Genomic DNA, 16,098 nt, shown 5'->3' with positions numbered 1-16,098 from the left:
ACATGGCATTTAAAATTGAAAAAGCGATCACCGGCTACAAAGTGATCTCCGCCGAAGAGAAGGCGAAACAGGCAGAAAAAGCGGCGGAAGAGGCCAAATCCTCGCTCGAACGCGTCCATGAAGACCTTGAGCGCCCCGAGTTTCTGATGGGCTCGACCTACAAGGTCAAGACGCCGATGTCCGAGCACGCGCTCTACATCACCATCAACGATATCGTTCTCAACATGGGCACCGAGCACGAACAGCGCCACCCCTACGAGATCTTTATCAACTCCAAGAACATGGACCACTTTCAGTGGGTGGTCGCCCTGACCCGGGTTATCTCGGCAGTATTCCGCAAGGGTGGCGACGTCACCTTCATGGTGGAAGAGCTGAAGGCGGTATTCGATCCCAAGGGCGGTTACTTCAAGCGCGGTGGCAAGTTCATGCCGTCACTGGTGGCAGAGATCGGTGAAGCGATCGAAACCCACATGAAGATGATCGGCCTGCTGGAATCGGAAGGGCTGGATGAGCATCAGCAGAAACTGATCGCCGAAAAACGCGCCCAATACGAAGCCGCAAAAAGCGGCGGCACGGCTACCGAAACACCCGCCAATGACGAAAAAGGCGCCTTCCCGGCCGATGCGCAACTGTGCGGCAAGTGCAACGTCAAAGCGGCGATCCTGATGGACGGCTGCTACACCTGCCTTAACTGCGGCGATTCCAAGTGCGGTTAAGTTAACGGTCTAGGCTGCGCGAACCCACACACTGTAGTTTGGAGCATAAGTTGTCCTGCAGGAAGCGCTAGAATGCGGCTTGCAGGGCATGCTTAAGACCATTAAGTGCCACCCATTGATTTCGAAAGACTTTTTCTGATCAAAAAATAGGCTTGTTGGCGGTTGCTAACTTTCAGGGCATAAAGTGTCCATCGCTATAAAAGCCGGATTATTTCCGGCTTTTTTGGTCTTGGTCTCACTCTTTTCTTCTGCAATTAGGGGCTTAGCAGGCTTTTCAATGTCTGCTACTGGCCCCAGCGGACATTGGGCGTTGGGGCGCGAGGTGGCAGCTACAAACACAAGGCCGACGATTGAAGACTTGGGTAAAACCTCAATAACGAGCGGGCGTTAAGTGCGTCCAGCCAGAGGCTGCTCCTTGATTTGTTAGACATGTATAGTTTTCAGTTCTTCGGCGCCTCTTCCGTGTAAAGAATGATATGCATTCCATAGCAATTTCTATGACTAAGAGTCATCATCGCATATCAGCCAACGTTCAGCCTTCGCGCTTAGCATCTTCATCTCAACACCATATCAATAGCTATCGTCCCACCAAGCAACTCGCCATCTTCGTAAAGCTTATCGAATACTTGAGCAAGCGAACTATGAAGATCTGATGACTTCATACTAATTTTTTCATCGCATGGCTTTACTATCACAGCATCATCTACTCTCATGTCCAGCCAGAAACACCCATGAGGCGCAGATGCGTGCATCCTGTCAAACCAGAATATAAATGGGGATAGACATAACGCCTCTCCGCAAGATTTATCGTATAGCAGCGCAAAGGAATCGCTAATATTCTGTTTTGAAGTGTATTTATATGAATTTATAAAGGGCGCATTGTCGTTTGCAGCCTTAAATAAACCTTCGTAGCTATCAGAACTAAAAGGAGCGGAACAACATTCAGCACTATAACCAAACAACTTGTTTTTCATAGCTTTAGAGATGACTTTCACAACAAGTTCAACATGCTCTTGCCAGTCAGCATCTCGCTCTCCGAGTTTGTCATGCTTATGGTCATTAAAATCAACTATCGCTCTATTCAACTTGACTTTATTTTCAGTAGAAAATAAATCACTAAAATTATTTGAAAACTTTGCATTATTGCCAATTATATTTAACGCACCCTCGAGCATTGCTTTCAAAGGTCCCATTGATCTGTGTCGAAATTGGCGCATTAATATATTTATTGGACTGTTCAATGATGCTTCTGCAGCAGCCGTGTATGCCATGAATGCCAAACAACTTTCAAAAGCTTCTCGCGCTGCTACAGGAATATCACGCTCCTGAGTTGTACTAAGAAACTTTCTAATAGAGAAGGCAACCGGGAAGGGCAATTGAGATATAGATGCAGAGAGTCCAGACCATGAAGATGATTGTTGGCGACGGGTCGTAATTTTGATTTTATTACTATCAAGCACGCATAGAGAAGAGTTGCTTGTCCCGAAGTCGAAACCTATAAAGTGATCACCCGTTTTGATTTCATGTGCATCGACAGTCATATCAATATGAAAAGCTCGACCTGTAACTGAGTTTTCTTCTGCGCCAAATTCTGGATTGCTAACTCTATAAATAAATTTTGGTGTGACCGTGCCGTCCTGCCTGATAATAATTTGAACTGTGATATTACTGTCGAAATGCTTGCTATCCCTTGTATTAACTCTAGTCTCTTCCACATTGTACGAATCGAGTTCGTGATCCGAATCAGGGCGGCTGAAGTAATAGTCCAAATAATGTCTTGGGGACTTATTTAGCCTAATCTTCCACTGAAGTTCTGAGTCAAAAAAGTGTTTTAAAGACTGCGCAGAAGGTACGAGGTCAGCAGGTTTAGCTTGCGCCATATCTATCTTCTCTCCGACAGATTTGAACCTTCTGTCTTTAACAAGACCAGTGCCATCAGGATTTAAAAATAATTTGATTGGATTGTAAGTAACTGCGACAAACTCACTATCTGTATCGTAATATCGACGAGCACATTCAATGGCCAGCCCATTAGCTACTACTTCTTGAAAAGAATGGCTTATGGGGACTGGCTCTGCACTTTCTAATTGCTCCGCGAAATCTTTAACAAGCAACTCTTGTAACCACTGCAGATTAGATGAACCACCAGAAATAAGCGTAACAGAAATCATTCGCTCATTTAGCGCTTCGTATGAGCGATTTAAGACATTAGAAACCGTATTTTTTAACTTCTTGTTCCACACTTCGTGAACAAAAATAGTTCTCATCTGATGTGCATAGAATTCGTCCTTCACAAACACATCGCTTACAAATGGATCAAGAGGAACATCGACGATTGTTTTTTCATAGGCATCGGTGTCCAGCCTCCAATTATTTATCTTCAAAGACAGATCTAATTTGAATTTTTCTGCCGCCGCCTCCAATTTCTTGTAATTATTAATAAAGCATTTGCTTTTTGTACCGAGATCTTCTAGCTTTAGCTCCCCTTTTAAAATCCGCTGGTATTGCCCTATATATCTATCAGCCTCTTTTCTTTTTCCATTCTCTAGGTTTCTCTTAATCAAGTAGCTTGCTATTTCACGATTAATAAAGAAGCCGCCTATAGGAACTGAATCAGCGGCCAGTGGCTTTGAGCTCTTTCCAGATATACTTATATCGCCTTTGTTCGTCGATTCGATGACACAGGCATCAAAGGTTCCACCTCCAAAATCGACAATAAATGCTACGTGCTTCGTTGTATCTTGAAGAATTGGAATACGGCAACCGTAACGGTAATATTGAAATACTGCAAAAGGCTCAGGTAGAAACTCTACCTCCTCATATCGGTCAAGAATGCGACGTATATTTTCTCTATAATTTGAAATCCACTTTGGACTATATCCTTCTATTTGAAAGCTCAAAGGTTCAGCAACAATAATCTTTGCAGGATGCTTATAGTTTGTGCTCTCAGATCTAGGAAATCTATCTTCGACATTTTTTAGTACATTGTCGAAATAGTCCTTGGTGAGGTTATAAGCATTCTTCGGTTCGCCTACATCAACCTGAAATTCTCGGCGGTTTGCTATTGATCCTCCTGGAACGACCTCTCCCAATGCGACCTTAAACTCAGAATTTACGATATGTCCATCTTCACGCATATCTATCGCTTCGGAGCCGAATGCTAGACCACTATTTTCTGTATAACATAGAGCTGTTGGAATGTACTTTTGGCCATTTATTTTTTCAGGTTGAACCGCTTCAACCCAGAGTGTCTTTTCAATTGATTTGGTCATTATTTATTCCCTTTTAATCTCATCCGTTGAAGCACCCACCCTTCATCAAATGAGTTTCCACCATGATAAGTGGCGATACAAGGTCTAAGTCCATTGGATATGTCCGCTGCCGTTTATAGTCTAGCGATTGCGGCTTGTATTGCTACGCGGTGTCACCTGCATCTGCGAAGTATGCGGAAAGCTAACGCCGCGTTCGCGTTAATGGGAGGTAGGAACAAAGCAAACTAGCTATAAAGAGCTACCCCTACTGCAGTGTTGGCCTCTCTGAACAGAGACGGGTTATCAAAATTGCGCGCTTTGATGCAGGCTTACAGTGGCCATCGCATCGAACTATACTGCAGCGATCGAATCGATTGTTACAATCGTCGATATTGATGACCAACCGTGTCAACAGCGCATAAGTTGGAGCCAAATCGTAGAGGGGGTACGAGCAACGGGTGGAGAGTGTCTAGAGTACTGGTGGCTATTCAGTCGGGTATTGGCAAACGACTTGGTTATGGGTTAAGGTGCTGAAAAATAAACCTCATCTTCCAGTCGGTTTGAGGTATGGAAACGTAATACAAGGATGTTTATATGATTTTTTCTTTTATACTTAGTGGTTATTTATCTCCCGTAAGTGCTATATCGCCCATTATGCTTATGGGTGCCAAGATAAGACGTCTATCTCATTTGTTTTGATTTTCAATAAATAGCCGAGCTGATTTTATGTCTGAGTTTGTCTTTGTTTTGTTAATTAATTTAGCGCTTATAAAAAATTTGTATTTTTTTGCAATTGATTTTTTGGTTGGTACTGAGATGAAACTTATTCTTACTAGTTAAGTATATTGTTTTTTTATTTTCATGGCGAGGTTTTAAGGAGAGGATTCTGTTTTGAGTTCGGAAGTTCAAACAATACTGCTGGGGGTTCCTAGTGGAGTAGTTGCGGCCTTTTTAGTCTGGTTTGTTGCTGTTGTTTGGAATTCGGCTTTTACGCCTTGGATTAGGAAACAAATATATAGAGGTGTTGAGCTTACGGGGCAATGGAATGCTACGTTAATGAGTGATGAAGCTGGGAACTCAACAGATTCAATAGAAAATGCTGTTTCGAGCATAAGTTATATGCTTAGCATTGAGAAGCAATATGGTCATCAACTAAAAGGTTGGTTTTCTCAGGACTTCAAAGAGGGTGATAAGTCAACCCATGGCAGATACCTTGTTGATGGGCAGGTTGTTGATGGTACATTGGTTCTTAGTCTTAAACCTGCAGATAAAAGCAAATCTGCATTTGGTACATTGTTGATGAATATCTCATCTGCTGGCAACAAAATAGAGGGGCAATATACATTCAAAGGTTCTCGAACTAATAAAATACAGTCTGTCGGTATTTCATTGGGAAAAAATCAGAGATGAAAAGAACGTTAGCCAGATATAAAAGAAGTACTCCTGTCCCTTTGGAAATTTCTCTTCCTGTTGATTATCTTCAAGACGAAGAGTATTGCATGGCTTTGAGTGAAGATATTCATGTTTGTGGTAATGGATGGGAAACAATATCTTCTGTTGATGGTAAATCTGCTGATGTGATACCAAAAATAAAGGGAGTGTATGTTTTCGTTTGGAGAACCTTGTTTTCTATGAAAAGCGATACCTCATCAATAGACTTTAATCAAGCTGTTTATGTGGGTTCTGCTAGTAAAGGCGATAGTAGTTTGCGTCAGCGGTTTATAAACGATTATCAAAAAATTGTTAAATTATTTCCGGCTGTTCATTGGACTCAATCTGGCATGATGACTAGAGATGAGAAATTGAAAAAAGTCCTTAATCTTTGGGAGCTGGATTATTGGTTCGTAACTATGGAAGGGGCTGGTCAAGACCAGATCGAAGATATTGAAGATAGGCTTATAGCCCTTTTGAATCCACCTGGTAATACACGAAATAGAAGTCGTATTACAGGGAAGGTTAATAAAGATAAACGAGCTCCTGCTTTTGAGCCTGCTTTTTAAGGAGAAATATTTTGTCAAATAAAACATTAATACCTGCGCTAAAGGCAAAGGTGGGTGATTGGAACTATTATATTTGTGTCATGAAGTACGCGCAGGTTGCTAAAGAAGTTAATTATGCATACGAGCTGGGCGGAAACCAAGAGCTGAACTCGCTAATACAGAGAGGGATCTCTGAAAGAACAAAGGAAATAACTGACTATTTGCTGCGATCGGAACATCGGTTTCTTGGCTCTCTTATCGTTGCTGCATATGGTGGTGATCCTCAATATATGCCGGTAAGTATGGAAGATGCTGATGGTGTGATATCTGGCCTGGATAGTAGCTTCGGTGTCCTGACTTTTGATGGCGCGCAGCAGTATTTTGCACTCGATGGGCAACATCGACTTAAAGCAATTAAAGATGCGATCAAGAAAAATCCAGAGCTAGGGAATGAAGAAATCAGCGTTATTTTAGTAAGTCATTATGATACCCCAGAAGGGAAGGAAAAGACCCGAAGGCTATTCACAAATATAAACAAGAATGCAAAAACCACTACGAAAAGCGAGAACTTGGCGCTAGATGAAGATGATGGGTATGCAATCGTCACACGCCGAATAATCAGTGAGCACGTTTTGCTGGGCGAAGAGGGGCGTGTTTCAGTTTTTAACAAGTCAGGTGACGAAGGGCAGCTTTCAATAGCTGGTAATGTTAAAGATAGCGACAGGCACGCGTTAACTTCAATAAGTCAGCTATATGAAATAGTAAAAGCATTGTCATTTCATACGCAAATAGATGGTCACGCAGTCTCCAAAAGGCCTACGGACGATGATCTTGAATTGTCTTATAAGGTTATTGATGAAAGGGTTACTCAGCTTTTTTCTTCTTGCGGAAATTTGGATAAAATTGCTATTCAATTTGATGACTTGCGCTCGTTCAGGAAGTCAAAGGATAAGCCTGGTAGTGAGCATGCATTTCTAAAAGGAGTCGTTCAACGCTGTGTTGTCGAATCTGTAAGATATGTTATCGATCAACAGCTATTGACCTGGGAAGAGTTGCTTGAAAAGCTCTCAGGTTTTGACTGGTCATTATCATCTGCGCCTTGGTCTAGTGTCTGTATTTTGATAGATGGTAAGCTGAAAATGCAAACAGGAAGGGACTTTTCAAACTTGTTGGTTGAAATGTTGAAGTCTCATTTGGCGCCTATTAGCAAACAGCAGGTTAAAAGGGCAAGAAGACTATATCAAGATGTAAAGGGAGAGTCTTATTCTGTCTCTCAAGAGGTATTGGAGGGAAATGTAGTTAATATTGACTAGTCATTGTTTTCTTCTTTATAAGAATGCGGCGGTTATTAAACCGCCGTATTCTTATTCGCTGCAATAGGCTTTTCTATCAAATCACTAATTGATTTTGTCTCATTTGATATAAATGAGATTCCTCTATGGATATGTGTTCTTAATTCGCTTAGTAACTCATGATTTTCTGTTGATTTTCCTTCGTTAAATGCTCGCTGTTTGAGGATGGCTAGGTATATTTTCTGATACTCGCCAGCAAAAACTTTGAAGCTCATTTCAACCGAACTATCCGAAGGTATATCCTCTTTTGGAGGGGTTGAAGGTTCTGCTAAAGATCTGCAAAAAGCCCACCGACAGAGAACGTTCCAGTTGTCGATACCCGTTCTTTTTTTGAGCGTTATTAACTGTTGCTTGCCTCGTTCAGAAAGGCGAATAGTTTCGAGGCTCATCGCTTAAAAATACCCTTCTGTAACAGTTGATGTTTTTTCATTATCATCATAGGAGATATGAAACTCTTGGCCGATATAAGGTTTAATTTGATCGTAGTATTTGCCATTAATTTCTTCGTCGGTTGATAGCAAGATCACTTGATGGCTAGCATACGGAAAGTAGTTGTTTACAAGCTGCGTACGATGTTCGCCATCTAGACGGCCTAGTGGGGTGTCGATGATTGTAGGTAGTGGCTTTCCTGATGCCTTGGCTAAGCCCCAGAGTATGGATACAGCTAAGAGCTGACGTTCTCCCGCGGACAGGCGGGCTGGAGGTATCCGCTGTTCGTTATGCCCAAACAGAGTTAAGTGATAAGTTTCAGGATCAATTTCTATTCGTGTGACCAGCTCGAACTTTCGGCTGAGCTGGTCAAAGCTCTCTAGAATCAGAGCTTCAAGCCGCGACAGATTCTTCTTTGTAATCTCTTCGCGGAAGCGCCGTAGCGTTGAGAGTATCGAACCGCTTTGGCTAATGACCTTTCTATCAATGTGCGCCTTGGAAGCCCCAGACTGCTCTGACTCAAGCTCTCTATAGAGTTCGCTGTGTTTGGCTTCGGCTCTAGCTTCTATCTGAGCTATTTCTTGCTCAATATGCTCTTTTGCACCCTCAAGCTTAGCTAGCATATTCTCTGTTTCGTCGATGGCTACACGAATTCCTGCAATAAGCTCTTCTTCGGGTACATCATTTAAACGCCGCTCGTTGATTGCTTTTTTCTCAGCTAGCACTTCCAACTCGCTAACACTATGCCTTATCTGCTGCTCAATACCTGCGAACAACTCGTCATTAAAGGTGGAAAATGCTTCGGGCGCGGTATCTAGGTAACACTGGGTAGCTAGGCTCTTTTCGCGGGTTTTCCGATCAGAGTTTAGGAATCTTGATACCTGATCAATCGCCGAGTTTGGGGCTTTGCTGCTTTGAAGGGCCTTCAATAGGTCCTTGTCTCGCTGAGCTAATGTATCTAGCATAACCCTATTATTATTAGCTTCCTGCTCCGTGATCGCTTGTATTTTGGCCGCATCCAGCAGATCGCGCACTAGCATTAGTGGCGCAGGTCCCGCAGCAATAACCTTCAATTTGTTATGAGCTTCTAATTGCTGGGTTTGAATATGTTTACGTTCAGCTTTTAGACTTTCTAGCTGCTCGAATAGTTCTCCTCCTTCCTTACGATATTCATCCAGAAATCGTGAAAGTCCCGCTTTAGCGGCATCGATTTTGGTTTCGACTGAGGCGCGCTTTAGGTTCAACTCTTGCCGTTGGCTTTCGAGCTCTTCAAGTTCGGTCTCAATGGTATCTATTTTTTCTCGCTGTGCGTCGTCTTTGAGTACTTTTTTCCTATGCTTAATGCGCTTGGATACGTTGCTTGCCAAATTATCTACGATGTCTAGTCCAAGCAGCGAGTTGATGCCTGTCTTTAAAAGCTCCGCCGATTTCTCTGGTTCGGCCAAAGATTCAATCTTTTCACCGTCGAAAAAGAATAAGTTAGCGATGCTGGCGGGAATAAATTGGTCAACATAGTCATACCAATTCTCGCTGAGGATTGGGTCGAGACATCCGTTGCGGAATACCCTGAAGCCCTCGCTAACTGTCTTGTCTGTAGCTTTCCAATACCTCTCAATTTCGTAGCGGTCGACTTTGCCTTCGTGGAAGTGTTTAAAGCTTAGGTTGATCTGAGCCCCTTCACTGTTTTCTGCATACCGATTTATCGTTTGGCGTAGGTAGTTTGGGTACGAAAGAGAGCCCCTGTTAGAGCAATCAGCAAACTTACCAAACAGTACGAGTTTCAAGGCGTCGAGGAAGGTGGTTTTGCCGCCCCCATTGAGACCTCCAAATAGCAATATGGGCTTCTCTGGTGATGCCTGGTCGAGCTTGATCTCGTGGGAGCCTTGGTAAATACCAAAATCATGGAGCTCTATCTTTTCAAACAACATAAATCAGGCTACTTCCACAATGTCGATAAGTTTTTCACGGTTGCGTTTGAGCTCATCAAGACGTGAATCAATCAGTTGGATTTCATGATCCAACAGGGCTATGGCTTTGGGGTCGTTGGCGACACGGTTCTTTTTCAGCCGTTTTCGCTCTTTCTCTCGTACTAACGCAAATTCCGTAGCATCCTCAGCGTTCTCGAAGGCTCCCCGCTCAAGTGCTTCGTCAATATTCTCGAGCAGCTTGGAACGTTTAAGGCTTGAGCGGTGCTGGTATTCAATGTGTAACAGTTCACGAACCGTTTGGAACAGCACCTGATGTTTGTCTTCGCTAGGACACAGTGACTTCAATAGGGCCATATCTTCGGTATTAAAGATTGGGCTTTTGTGATGTTTGGCACCTGGGTAGTCTTGCCCCGTTACTCGCTCGTAAATGGCCGGCAGATGGTCTTCAACTTCATGCTTTTCGCTTACCCAGATGCGGCGGATCTCTTCTAGCTCAGCTATCTCGATCAGTTCCCAGCCTCGAACTTGATCGGGGCCATTTTGTTGTAGCTGCATCTGTGCCCTCAGGATTTCTTCTAGCAGTTGTTCACGGAAAGACTGCTTGTAGGGGCCGTGCACCAATCCAGCTCCAGACTTGTCGCTGACGTGGACCGTCAAACTACCTGTCATCCGTCTAAAATCACGCTTTTCTTTGTCTGCTTGAAGCTTCTTTACACGTTCTTTCGGGTCAGTATCGTTGACATCAATTAACGATTTGATGTGGAGTAGCGGTTCCATCCACTCCTTTTCTTCATCATTTTGAATCATGGCCGCGAGGGACTTATCTTCGCCGACCATGGTGCAGACATAGCATCCGAAGCGGCTATCACCACAACTTTGGGTAGAAGAGTCGACAACCAACGGGCACTCACCTCCATCAGTCGCACCTTGATACATCCCTAGTAGGTCATTGTTTGTTAATCCCCAAGGGTTCTTATTTTGCATTAGGTACATCCAGACATCGTCGTCTGTCCAATCCCCAATTGGGGTGTAGACCCATACTCGATCGAGCTCCTTATTACGGCTGAGGTTTGCGCGGGTACTATCTTCGTATTTGCTCATGTTGGCCGAGCGGGTGGAGCTCTCGGCCTTACGAGTACCAAGCACTAGAATGGCTTCACCATTTTGCTTAACTACATTGCGAATGAAGTTGTTAGAAGGTGCGATTTTGAGTCTTGGTGTGCACCACCTAAACTTGTTTCGGGGTGAGGGGTACCCTCGACCAACCAGATTCACCCAAAAGCGGTCTTTGATTTCGGGCTTGAGCATTTGCGGAGCCAGCGGGAGGTCGCGAGCTTTGACCGTTTGTTGCATCAGCTCAATAGACTTTTGCACCCAGAGAGAAACAACCGGATTTTCGACCAGGGTGTCTGTGCTGATGATGTGGACTGTTTTGTGCGCTTTTCCCTGCTGGGCAAGCTCTTCTATTGCTCGCCATACGATCTGTAGAATGGCCGTGGAATCTTTGCCGCCGCTATAGCCGAGCACCCATGGGATGTCGTCACTCAGATAAATCTCTTGGGTCTTGGCAACTAGTGCGTCAATGGAAGCTTTAAGGCCTAGCTCGTTAAAAGCGGAATAACGAGAGTTGTTTTCAGTTTTCATTATTGCCTCGTTGATAGGCTTCTTCTGCGCGAAGCTCCTCTGGTGAGAGGTCGAGCCCTATCTTCTGTTTGATCAGATTAACGGTCAGAGTGATATTGTGAGAGGCCTTAGAAATTCGCCCCCCTATCATCGTGCGCCCTTCCCATTCTTTAGCGTTGTCCCGACGCCAGTCGATAGAGGAAAGGTCTTTTAGATAGCGTTGCCAGGATTTCGGCTTACGCTTTAACAACCGGTTGCCGACGATACCAAGGGACTGCAGTGCAATGGCGTGCGAGTGAATGTAGTCCTGGCGTGTTTCTCCAGACGTTATTTTCAGCTCTCTAACCTTTTGCCACTCTTCGATATGCTTAGAGACCTCGTCCCAAAATTCGATGCACAGAGTTCCAGCCGCTTCTTGGGAATCGACCTCTAGGTCTTGTAGTAGGGCTGTGTTGGCCTGGTAGATGGCGCTTAGAGTAAAGAGTTTGCGTGATCGGGGGGACAACGAGTTGCGTTCCATTTCGACCAAACCGTTGAAAGCGTTGGATTGGATGGCAACGCGTTTTGCGACTTGTGCGCGATCATCACGGTGGTCGTACAAGATGCCAATCGAACGACTAGTTTTGACTTGGTTTAGGTTCAAATCGGCAAACATCTGTTGGCAACGCTGGAGCCCTCGGTCAACGAAGAAAACAACCGAGATGGTTTCATCGCCGAGTTTGGGATTGGCTTTAATGGCCTCTTCGATGGCCGCACGTCTGTGCTGCCCATCATTAATAATGAATTGGGAGTTCATATCGATCTTGAGGCTGCCTACTCTGCTGGCCTCTCCCTTATCGCCAAGCGCCTCAAAGTGAACGTCGCCATCGATGGACGCGGTGATTGATGAGAAGACGTAATTGTCTTCGTTTTCTACGATGTAGCGTGCGAGTTGTGGGATGCGTGAGTTGTTCAGGATACGCTGCGCTCGCAGCTCTGGGACCAGCTCTTCTTCATCAAATAGGAAGATTCTTGGGATGAGCTTAAGGGGGCACATCGAGACGTAATACTCGCGCCCAGCCTGGATGCCCCTGATTGCGGGAAATATGTACTCGAACGACGTATCCATGGTGATTAGCAGGTAACCTTGTCTCTTTGTTTGTGTTATTTTACACAAACATCGTCACGTACATAACAACCATTTTGTGAAAAGTTCTCAGGTAAAGTGATGCCGGTCTATCTAGATTACAGCGCAACGACTCCCGTTTGCTCCGAAGTTGCTGAATTGGTTACTCGTTTGATGGTCGATGAGTTTGGTAATTCGGGTAGTCGCACCCATGAGTTTGGTGTTCAGGCTAAGCGTGCGGTTGAGAAAGCGCGCCAGCAGATCGCCGAGGTTGTTGGTGCTGATAAGTCTGAAGTTACTTTTACCAGTGGGGCTACGGAAAGCGACAACATCGCACTGTTGGGGCTGGAGGTTGAGGGGCTAAAGACAGGGAAGAAACACATAATCTCTTCCGCGATCGAGCATAAGGCGGTGCTCGAGCCTTTGGGGGTATTGGAGTCGCGAGGTTTTGAGGTTACCTACCTGAAGCCTGAAGAGAATGGTCGGATTAGTGCTGAAGCTCTCAGTGGGTCCCTTCGTTCGGACACGCTGCTGGTATCGCTGATGCACGTGAATAATGAAACGGGAGTGGTGCAGGACTTAGATGGTTACTGTGCGGCGCTGGAGGGGCATAGTGCCTATCTGCATGTGGATGCTGCGCAAAGCTTTGGAAAGATAATCGCGCCACTAAGAAACCCCCGCATCGATCTCATTTCTGTTAGTGGTCACAAAATCTATGCGCCGAAAGGTATCGGGGCGCTGGTGGCCCGCAGAAGGGGATACCAACGGGTTCCACTCAAGCCTCTCATGTATGGTGGCGGCCAAGAAAAAGGACTGAGGCCAGGAACCCTTCCTGTTCCGTTGATTGCAGGCTTAGGGTTGACCGCAGAGCTTGCGCTTAAGAACCATGAGGCGAGGATGGCGTCCTGCTCTGAGATTAAAGCGCAAGCGATAGAGGCTCTGTCTTCTCTAGGTGCGGTGTACAACGGAAATGGATCCGCTCCATATATCTTGAACTTTTCGATCCCTGGCGTTAACTCTGAGGCGGCGATAGTTGCGTTAAAGGATCTGGTGGCCATTTCCAATGGTTCGGCTTGTACTTCCTCAAGCTACACACCCAGCCACGTACTGACGGCAATGGGTTTGTCGGAAGACCTGGTAGAGGGGGCGTTGAGATTTTCATGGTCTCATGAGGCCAAGGACATACCATGGCGAGAAGTTTGCGAGCGTCTGAGTGCACTGAAAGTCTAGGTGGGCTTGATGGTGCGGAGCTTTGTTAACCAGTCGGTGGCCGAATACGAAGTTCAAGCTCGAGAGCTTTTAGCGCAGTACGATTCTTTGTCGTTTGAATCCATTCATGGAGAATGGATGCCCTTTTTGCCAAATCGCGTTGAAAAAGTTCTCGATATTGGTGCCGGCTCGGGAAGAGATGCGCGTTGGTTTGCAGATAGAAGTGCCCGAGTTGTAGCAGTTGAACCCTGTGCTGAGTTTCGTAAGCTGGCGCAGGGAAAATCCACTTCAGCTCCCATCGAGTGGTCTTCTTCGTCCTTGCCTTCGCTCGTTAATATTTCGGGTCGCTTCGATATGATCCTTGTCAGTGCTGTGCTGATGCATATTCCCGCATCATCTTTGCGGGAGGTCTTTCATCGCTTGAACGAGCTGTTGGGGGTAAATGGATTATTGGTGGTGACTTTGCGCCATGGCCCATCCCCGCGGGGGCGAACTATGGTCGAGCATGACGACCAATCTATTATCACTGCTGCTATAAAAGAAGGGATTGGTTTGGTGGCCGTTCGGAAGAGCGAGGACTTTCTGAGCCGGCATGAGGTTAAATGGAGCACCTTTGTTATGAAAAGCCTTGATGCTGATTGGTCATGACCTGCATCTGCTACACAAGATCCATCTCGAAGTCGTAGATTGGGATGTTATGAACGGAAACCCCTATACCTTTTTCTATCATGATTTCGGCTAGTTTTTCTCCGTCTACTAGCACAATGGGTACGCAGCCTGGTTGTATGTCAGCCGCTTTGGCGTCTTTTGAAAAGGTGCTGGTGGTCACAAAGATTCCTTGATGGTATTTGCCTTGAATGGCACCTCTAAATTGGTCGATATCAGGTCTTGATACTTTGTTGTTGCGCTTGTATCTCTTACACTGCGCGGCCACATCTAGCTTGGACATGCCGATTTCTAGTTTTCCAAATGCATCAATGCCTCCATCTTTTCCCCTTGGTGTAACTGACATTTCCTCGAAGCCGTATCGCTCAAGGAAGATGGAGCAAAAGTTTTCGAACTGTTCGGGCTCAAGGCTGTAAAGGTGGTCCACTATTCTGTCTATGGTGTCCTGCTTAAGTTTGTCTGCGAGCTGGCGGATCAGGTGTTGGCTGTCACTTTTTGGTTTTTCGATTAAGGGCCTTTGGTTATCAATCAGAGAAAACCGTCCATAGTCATCCTTCCGGAAACGCTTCTTTTTTGCTGAGCCAGACCAGGTAGTAGATTCGCAGTGTCTCTCCATCTGGATGCGAAGGACGGCTAGTGGATCTTTGGCTCCAAATCTATAGAGCTCTAGCTCTATGATCCGGGCGTATGTCTCGGCCACAGACCCCTCGCCGCCAAGGTTTTTGAGGGCCTCTTCGGCAGCGTCAACAATAGTCAACTTTTTCGTTGCGTCCATGTGGTTATCTAGCCAGGTCCATAGGTCTGTTTATTAAGAGTGGCAGTGGCACACATCCAGATTTCTATAAGGATGAATCTACCATGGGGGCGGTGCAGAAAAAATGAGTCTTAAATTGGCTGTGGCTGGACCCATACCTTCCGGGCTTTAAGGCCTAAAAATATACCAAGCACCATGGTTGTAATCGCTAGTGCTCCCGCTGGTGAAAAAGCGGGTAAGGCAATTAGCAGCTGCGAGTCATTTCCGCCTAGGGCGAGTGAAGCTCCCAATCCCATTAGGGTTCCCGCCGTTAGGTGAATTAACCAGGAGTGCCAATGGGGGATGTAAAGATCAAAATGCTTGGTGCGCCAAGCGGAGAAAGCCATGCCTCCCAACAATGCCAGCAGCAGCATGTATTGGGGAGTAGTGGGCCAGCTTAAATTGTCATTGTGCAGCAATGCCGCACTCAGGTTGTGTAGGAAGCCGCTTGGAGGCCAGCTTCTCTCGTACAGAAATAGGAGTCCAGCAAGCAGTCCAATCCCCATCATGCTAAACCAAAGTTTTTTTCGTTTTTGGTCGCCGAGAAGAGCCCAAAGGCTCAGTCCTAACGATAAGGCGGCGAGGGTGCTGAATGTGATTACGGAAGGAGGCTCTAGCTCCCCTGGGTGCTGTGGTATTGGCCATTGAGCGAGTATGCACCAGCCGATTACCCATCCTGTAAGTGTTGAGGTCATCTGCAGTTGCCCGCGAGCCAGCTTGCTGAGAGTCGAGACACCGCAGCCTTGGTTGAAGGCGGTACCTAGCCCGAATAGCAGTCCGCCTAAAACAACCCATCCGTCGGCGGAAAATGTCCTAAAGGGTAGTGGGAGGCCTGCGAAATAAGCTATGGCCGCGGCGACCCATGCTGTAGTGCCGGCCAAGAGAATGGCTATCAAAAATTCCGGTTTACCGTTTAGCCATTCGTTCACGCCGCGGACCATGCAGAGTCCAACGGATTGGGCTAGATAGCCCAGGGCGGCCGTGCAGCATAGGGCGATAACTAGAAGCGTCATTTTGTTAAGTTTGTTTTGTTGTTGGTAAGTCTAA

13 protein-coding genes are annotated in these 16,098 nt (G+C 45.7%); 6 read left to right on the top strand and 7 right to left on the bottom strand.

Features of this window, described 5'->3' with window-relative positions; translation table 11 throughout:
- Positions 1–2 precede the first annotated feature (2 nt).
- Complete coding sequence (locus JJQ76_RS13505; RefSeq protein WP_210397397.1) at positions 3–716, top strand: TSCPD domain-containing protein; 714 nt, start codon at positions 3–5, stop codon at positions 714–716.
- Positions 717–1,270: 554 nt separating this feature from the next.
- On the opposite strand, the gene JJQ76_RS13500 is transcribed toward JJQ76_RS13505, so the two are convergent.
- Complete coding sequence (locus JJQ76_RS13500; protein ID WP_210397396.1) at positions 1,271–3,988, bottom strand: Hsp70 family protein; 2,718 nt, start codon at positions 3,986–3,988, stop codon at positions 1,271–1,273.
- Between the two features lie 870 nt (positions 3,989–4,858).
- Between JJQ76_RS13500 and JJQ76_RS13495 the strand changes: the two genes are divergently transcribed.
- The 3 genes from JJQ76_RS13495 to JJQ76_RS13485 are packed head-to-tail and all read left to right on the top strand — an operon-like array spanning position 4,859 to position 7,259.
- Complete coding sequence (locus JJQ76_RS13495; protein ID WP_210397395.1) at positions 4,859–5,377, top strand: hypothetical protein; 519 nt, start codon at positions 4,859–4,861, stop codon at positions 5,375–5,377.
- Complete coding sequence (locus JJQ76_RS13490) at positions 5,374–5,967, top strand: hypothetical protein (RefSeq protein WP_210397394.1); 594 nt, start codon at positions 5,374–5,376, stop codon at positions 5,965–5,967. Before JJQ76_RS13495 ends, JJQ76_RS13490 begins: the two co-directional genes overlap by 4 nt.
- 11 nt (positions 5,968–5,978) lie before the next feature.
- The gene (locus JJQ76_RS13485) at positions 5,979–7,259 is read left to right on the top strand and encodes a DNA sulfur modification protein DndB (protein WP_210397393.1); all 1,281 of its coding nucleotides are present in this window, start codon (positions 5,979–5,981) and stop codon (positions 7,257–7,259) included.
- A 35-nt stretch (positions 7,260–7,294) separates the two neighbouring features.
- On the opposite strand, the gene dndE is transcribed toward JJQ76_RS13485, so the two are convergent.
- Genes dndE through dndB form a run of 4 tightly spaced genes read right to left on the bottom strand, consistent with a single transcriptional unit; the run spans position 7,295 to position 12,386 of the window.
- Positions 7,295–7,687 carry a DNA sulfur modification protein DndE gene (gene dndE, locus JJQ76_RS13480; RefSeq protein WP_210397392.1) on the bottom strand — a complete coding sequence of 131 codons (393 nt, stop codon included), beginning with the start codon at positions 7,685–7,687 and terminating at the stop codon, positions 7,295–7,297.
- Between the two features lie 3 nt (positions 7,688–7,690).
- A complete protein-coding gene (gene dndD, locus JJQ76_RS13475) occupies positions 7,691–9,655 on the bottom strand; it encodes a DNA sulfur modification protein DndD (protein ID WP_210397391.1) in 1,965 nt (654 codons plus the stop codon).
- Between the two features lie 3 nt (positions 9,656–9,658).
- Positions 9,659–11,299 carry a DNA phosphorothioation system sulfurtransferase DndC gene (gene dndC, locus JJQ76_RS13470; RefSeq protein ID WP_210397390.1) on the bottom strand — a complete coding sequence of 547 codons (1,641 nt, stop codon included), beginning with the start codon at positions 11,297–11,299 and terminating at the stop codon, positions 9,659–9,661.
- Positions 11,289–12,386 carry a DNA sulfur modification protein DndB gene (gene dndB / locus JJQ76_RS13465; protein ID WP_210397389.1) on the bottom strand — a complete coding sequence of 366 codons (1,098 nt, stop codon included), beginning with the start codon at positions 12,384–12,386 and terminating at the stop codon, positions 11,289–11,291. Before dndB ends, dndC begins: the two co-directional genes overlap by 11 nt.
- 99 nt (positions 12,387–12,485) lie before the next feature.
- Here dndB and dndA point away from each other — a divergent pair, with 99 nt between their 5' ends.
- Positions 12,486–13,613 carry a cysteine desulfurase DndA gene (dndA, locus tag JJQ76_RS13460; protein ID WP_210397388.1) on the top strand — a complete coding sequence of 376 codons (1,128 nt, stop codon included), beginning with the start codon at positions 12,486–12,488 and terminating at the stop codon, positions 13,611–13,613.
- A 9-nt stretch (positions 13,614–13,622) separates the two neighbouring features.
- Positions 13,623–14,240, top strand: coding sequence for a class I SAM-dependent methyltransferase (locus tag JJQ76_RS13455; protein WP_246480821.1), 618 nt, complete (start codon positions 13,623–13,625; stop codon positions 14,238–14,240).
- A gap of 10 nt (positions 14,241–14,250) precedes the next feature.
- Here JJQ76_RS13455 and JJQ76_RS13450 read toward each other — a convergent pair whose 3' ends face one another.
- The gene (locus JJQ76_RS13450; protein WP_210397386.1) at positions 14,251–15,033 is read right to left on the bottom strand and encodes a restriction endonuclease; all 783 of its coding nucleotides are present in this window, start codon (positions 15,031–15,033) and stop codon (positions 14,251–14,253) included.
- 110 nt (positions 15,034–15,143) lie between these two features.
- A complete protein-coding gene (locus JJQ76_RS13445) occupies positions 15,144–16,064 on the bottom strand; it encodes a YeeE/YedE thiosulfate transporter family protein (protein WP_210397385.1) in 921 nt (306 codons plus the stop codon).
- Positions 16,065–16,098: the final 34 nt, after the last annotated feature.

This window comes from Motiliproteus sediminis (assembly GCF_017912535.1).
Taxonomy (GTDB): Bacteria; Pseudomonadota; Gammaproteobacteria; order Pseudomonadales; family Balneatricaceae; genus Motiliproteus; species Motiliproteus sediminis.
Note: the sequence above shows the minus strand (reverse complement) of the source record. Positions and strands in the feature narration are given on the sequence as shown.

What these genes read in the sequence shown, in the direction of transcription:
- JJQ76_RS13505 (WP_210397397.1), top strand. Translation starts at nt 3, where the DNA reads ATGGCATTTAAAATTGAAAAAGCGATCACCGGCTACAAAGTGATCTCC.
- JJQ76_RS13500 (WP_210397396.1), bottom strand. Translation starts at nt 3,988, where the DNA reads ATGACCAAATCAATTGAAAAGACACTCTGGGTTGAAGCGGTTCAACCT.
- JJQ76_RS13490 (WP_210397394.1), top strand. Translation starts at nt 5,374, where the DNA reads ATGAAAAGAACGTTAGCCAGATATAAAAGAAGTACTCCTGTCCCTTTG.
- dndE (WP_210397392.1), bottom strand. Translation starts at nt 7,687, where the DNA reads ATGAGCCTCGAAACTATTCGCCTTTCTGAACGAGGCAAGCAACAGTTA.
- dndD (WP_210397391.1), bottom strand. Translation starts at nt 9,655, where the DNA reads ATGTTGTTTGAAAAGATAGAGCTCCATGATTTTGGTATTTACCAAGGC.
- dndC (WP_210397390.1), bottom strand. Translation starts at nt 11,299, where the DNA reads ATGAAAACTGAAAACAACTCTCGTTATTCCGCTTTTAACGAGCTAGGC.
- dndB (WP_210397389.1), bottom strand. Translation starts at nt 12,386, where the DNA reads ATGGATACGTCGTTCGAGTACATATTTCCCGCAATCAGGGGCATCCAG.
- dndA (WP_210397388.1), top strand. Translation starts at nt 12,486, where the DNA reads ATGCCGGTCTATCTAGATTACAGCGCAACGACTCCCGTTTGCTCCGAA.
- JJQ76_RS13455 (WP_246480821.1), top strand. Translation starts at nt 13,623, where the DNA reads ATGGTGCGGAGCTTTGTTAACCAGTCGGTGGCCGAATACGAAGTTCAA.
- JJQ76_RS13450 (WP_210397386.1), bottom strand. Translation starts at nt 15,033, where the DNA reads ATGGACGCAACGAAAAAGTTGACTATTGTTGACGCTGCCGAAGAGGCC.
- JJQ76_RS13445 (WP_210397385.1), bottom strand. Translation starts at nt 16,064, where the DNA reads ATGACGCTTCTAGTTATCGCCCTATGCTGCACGGCCGCCCTGGGCTAT.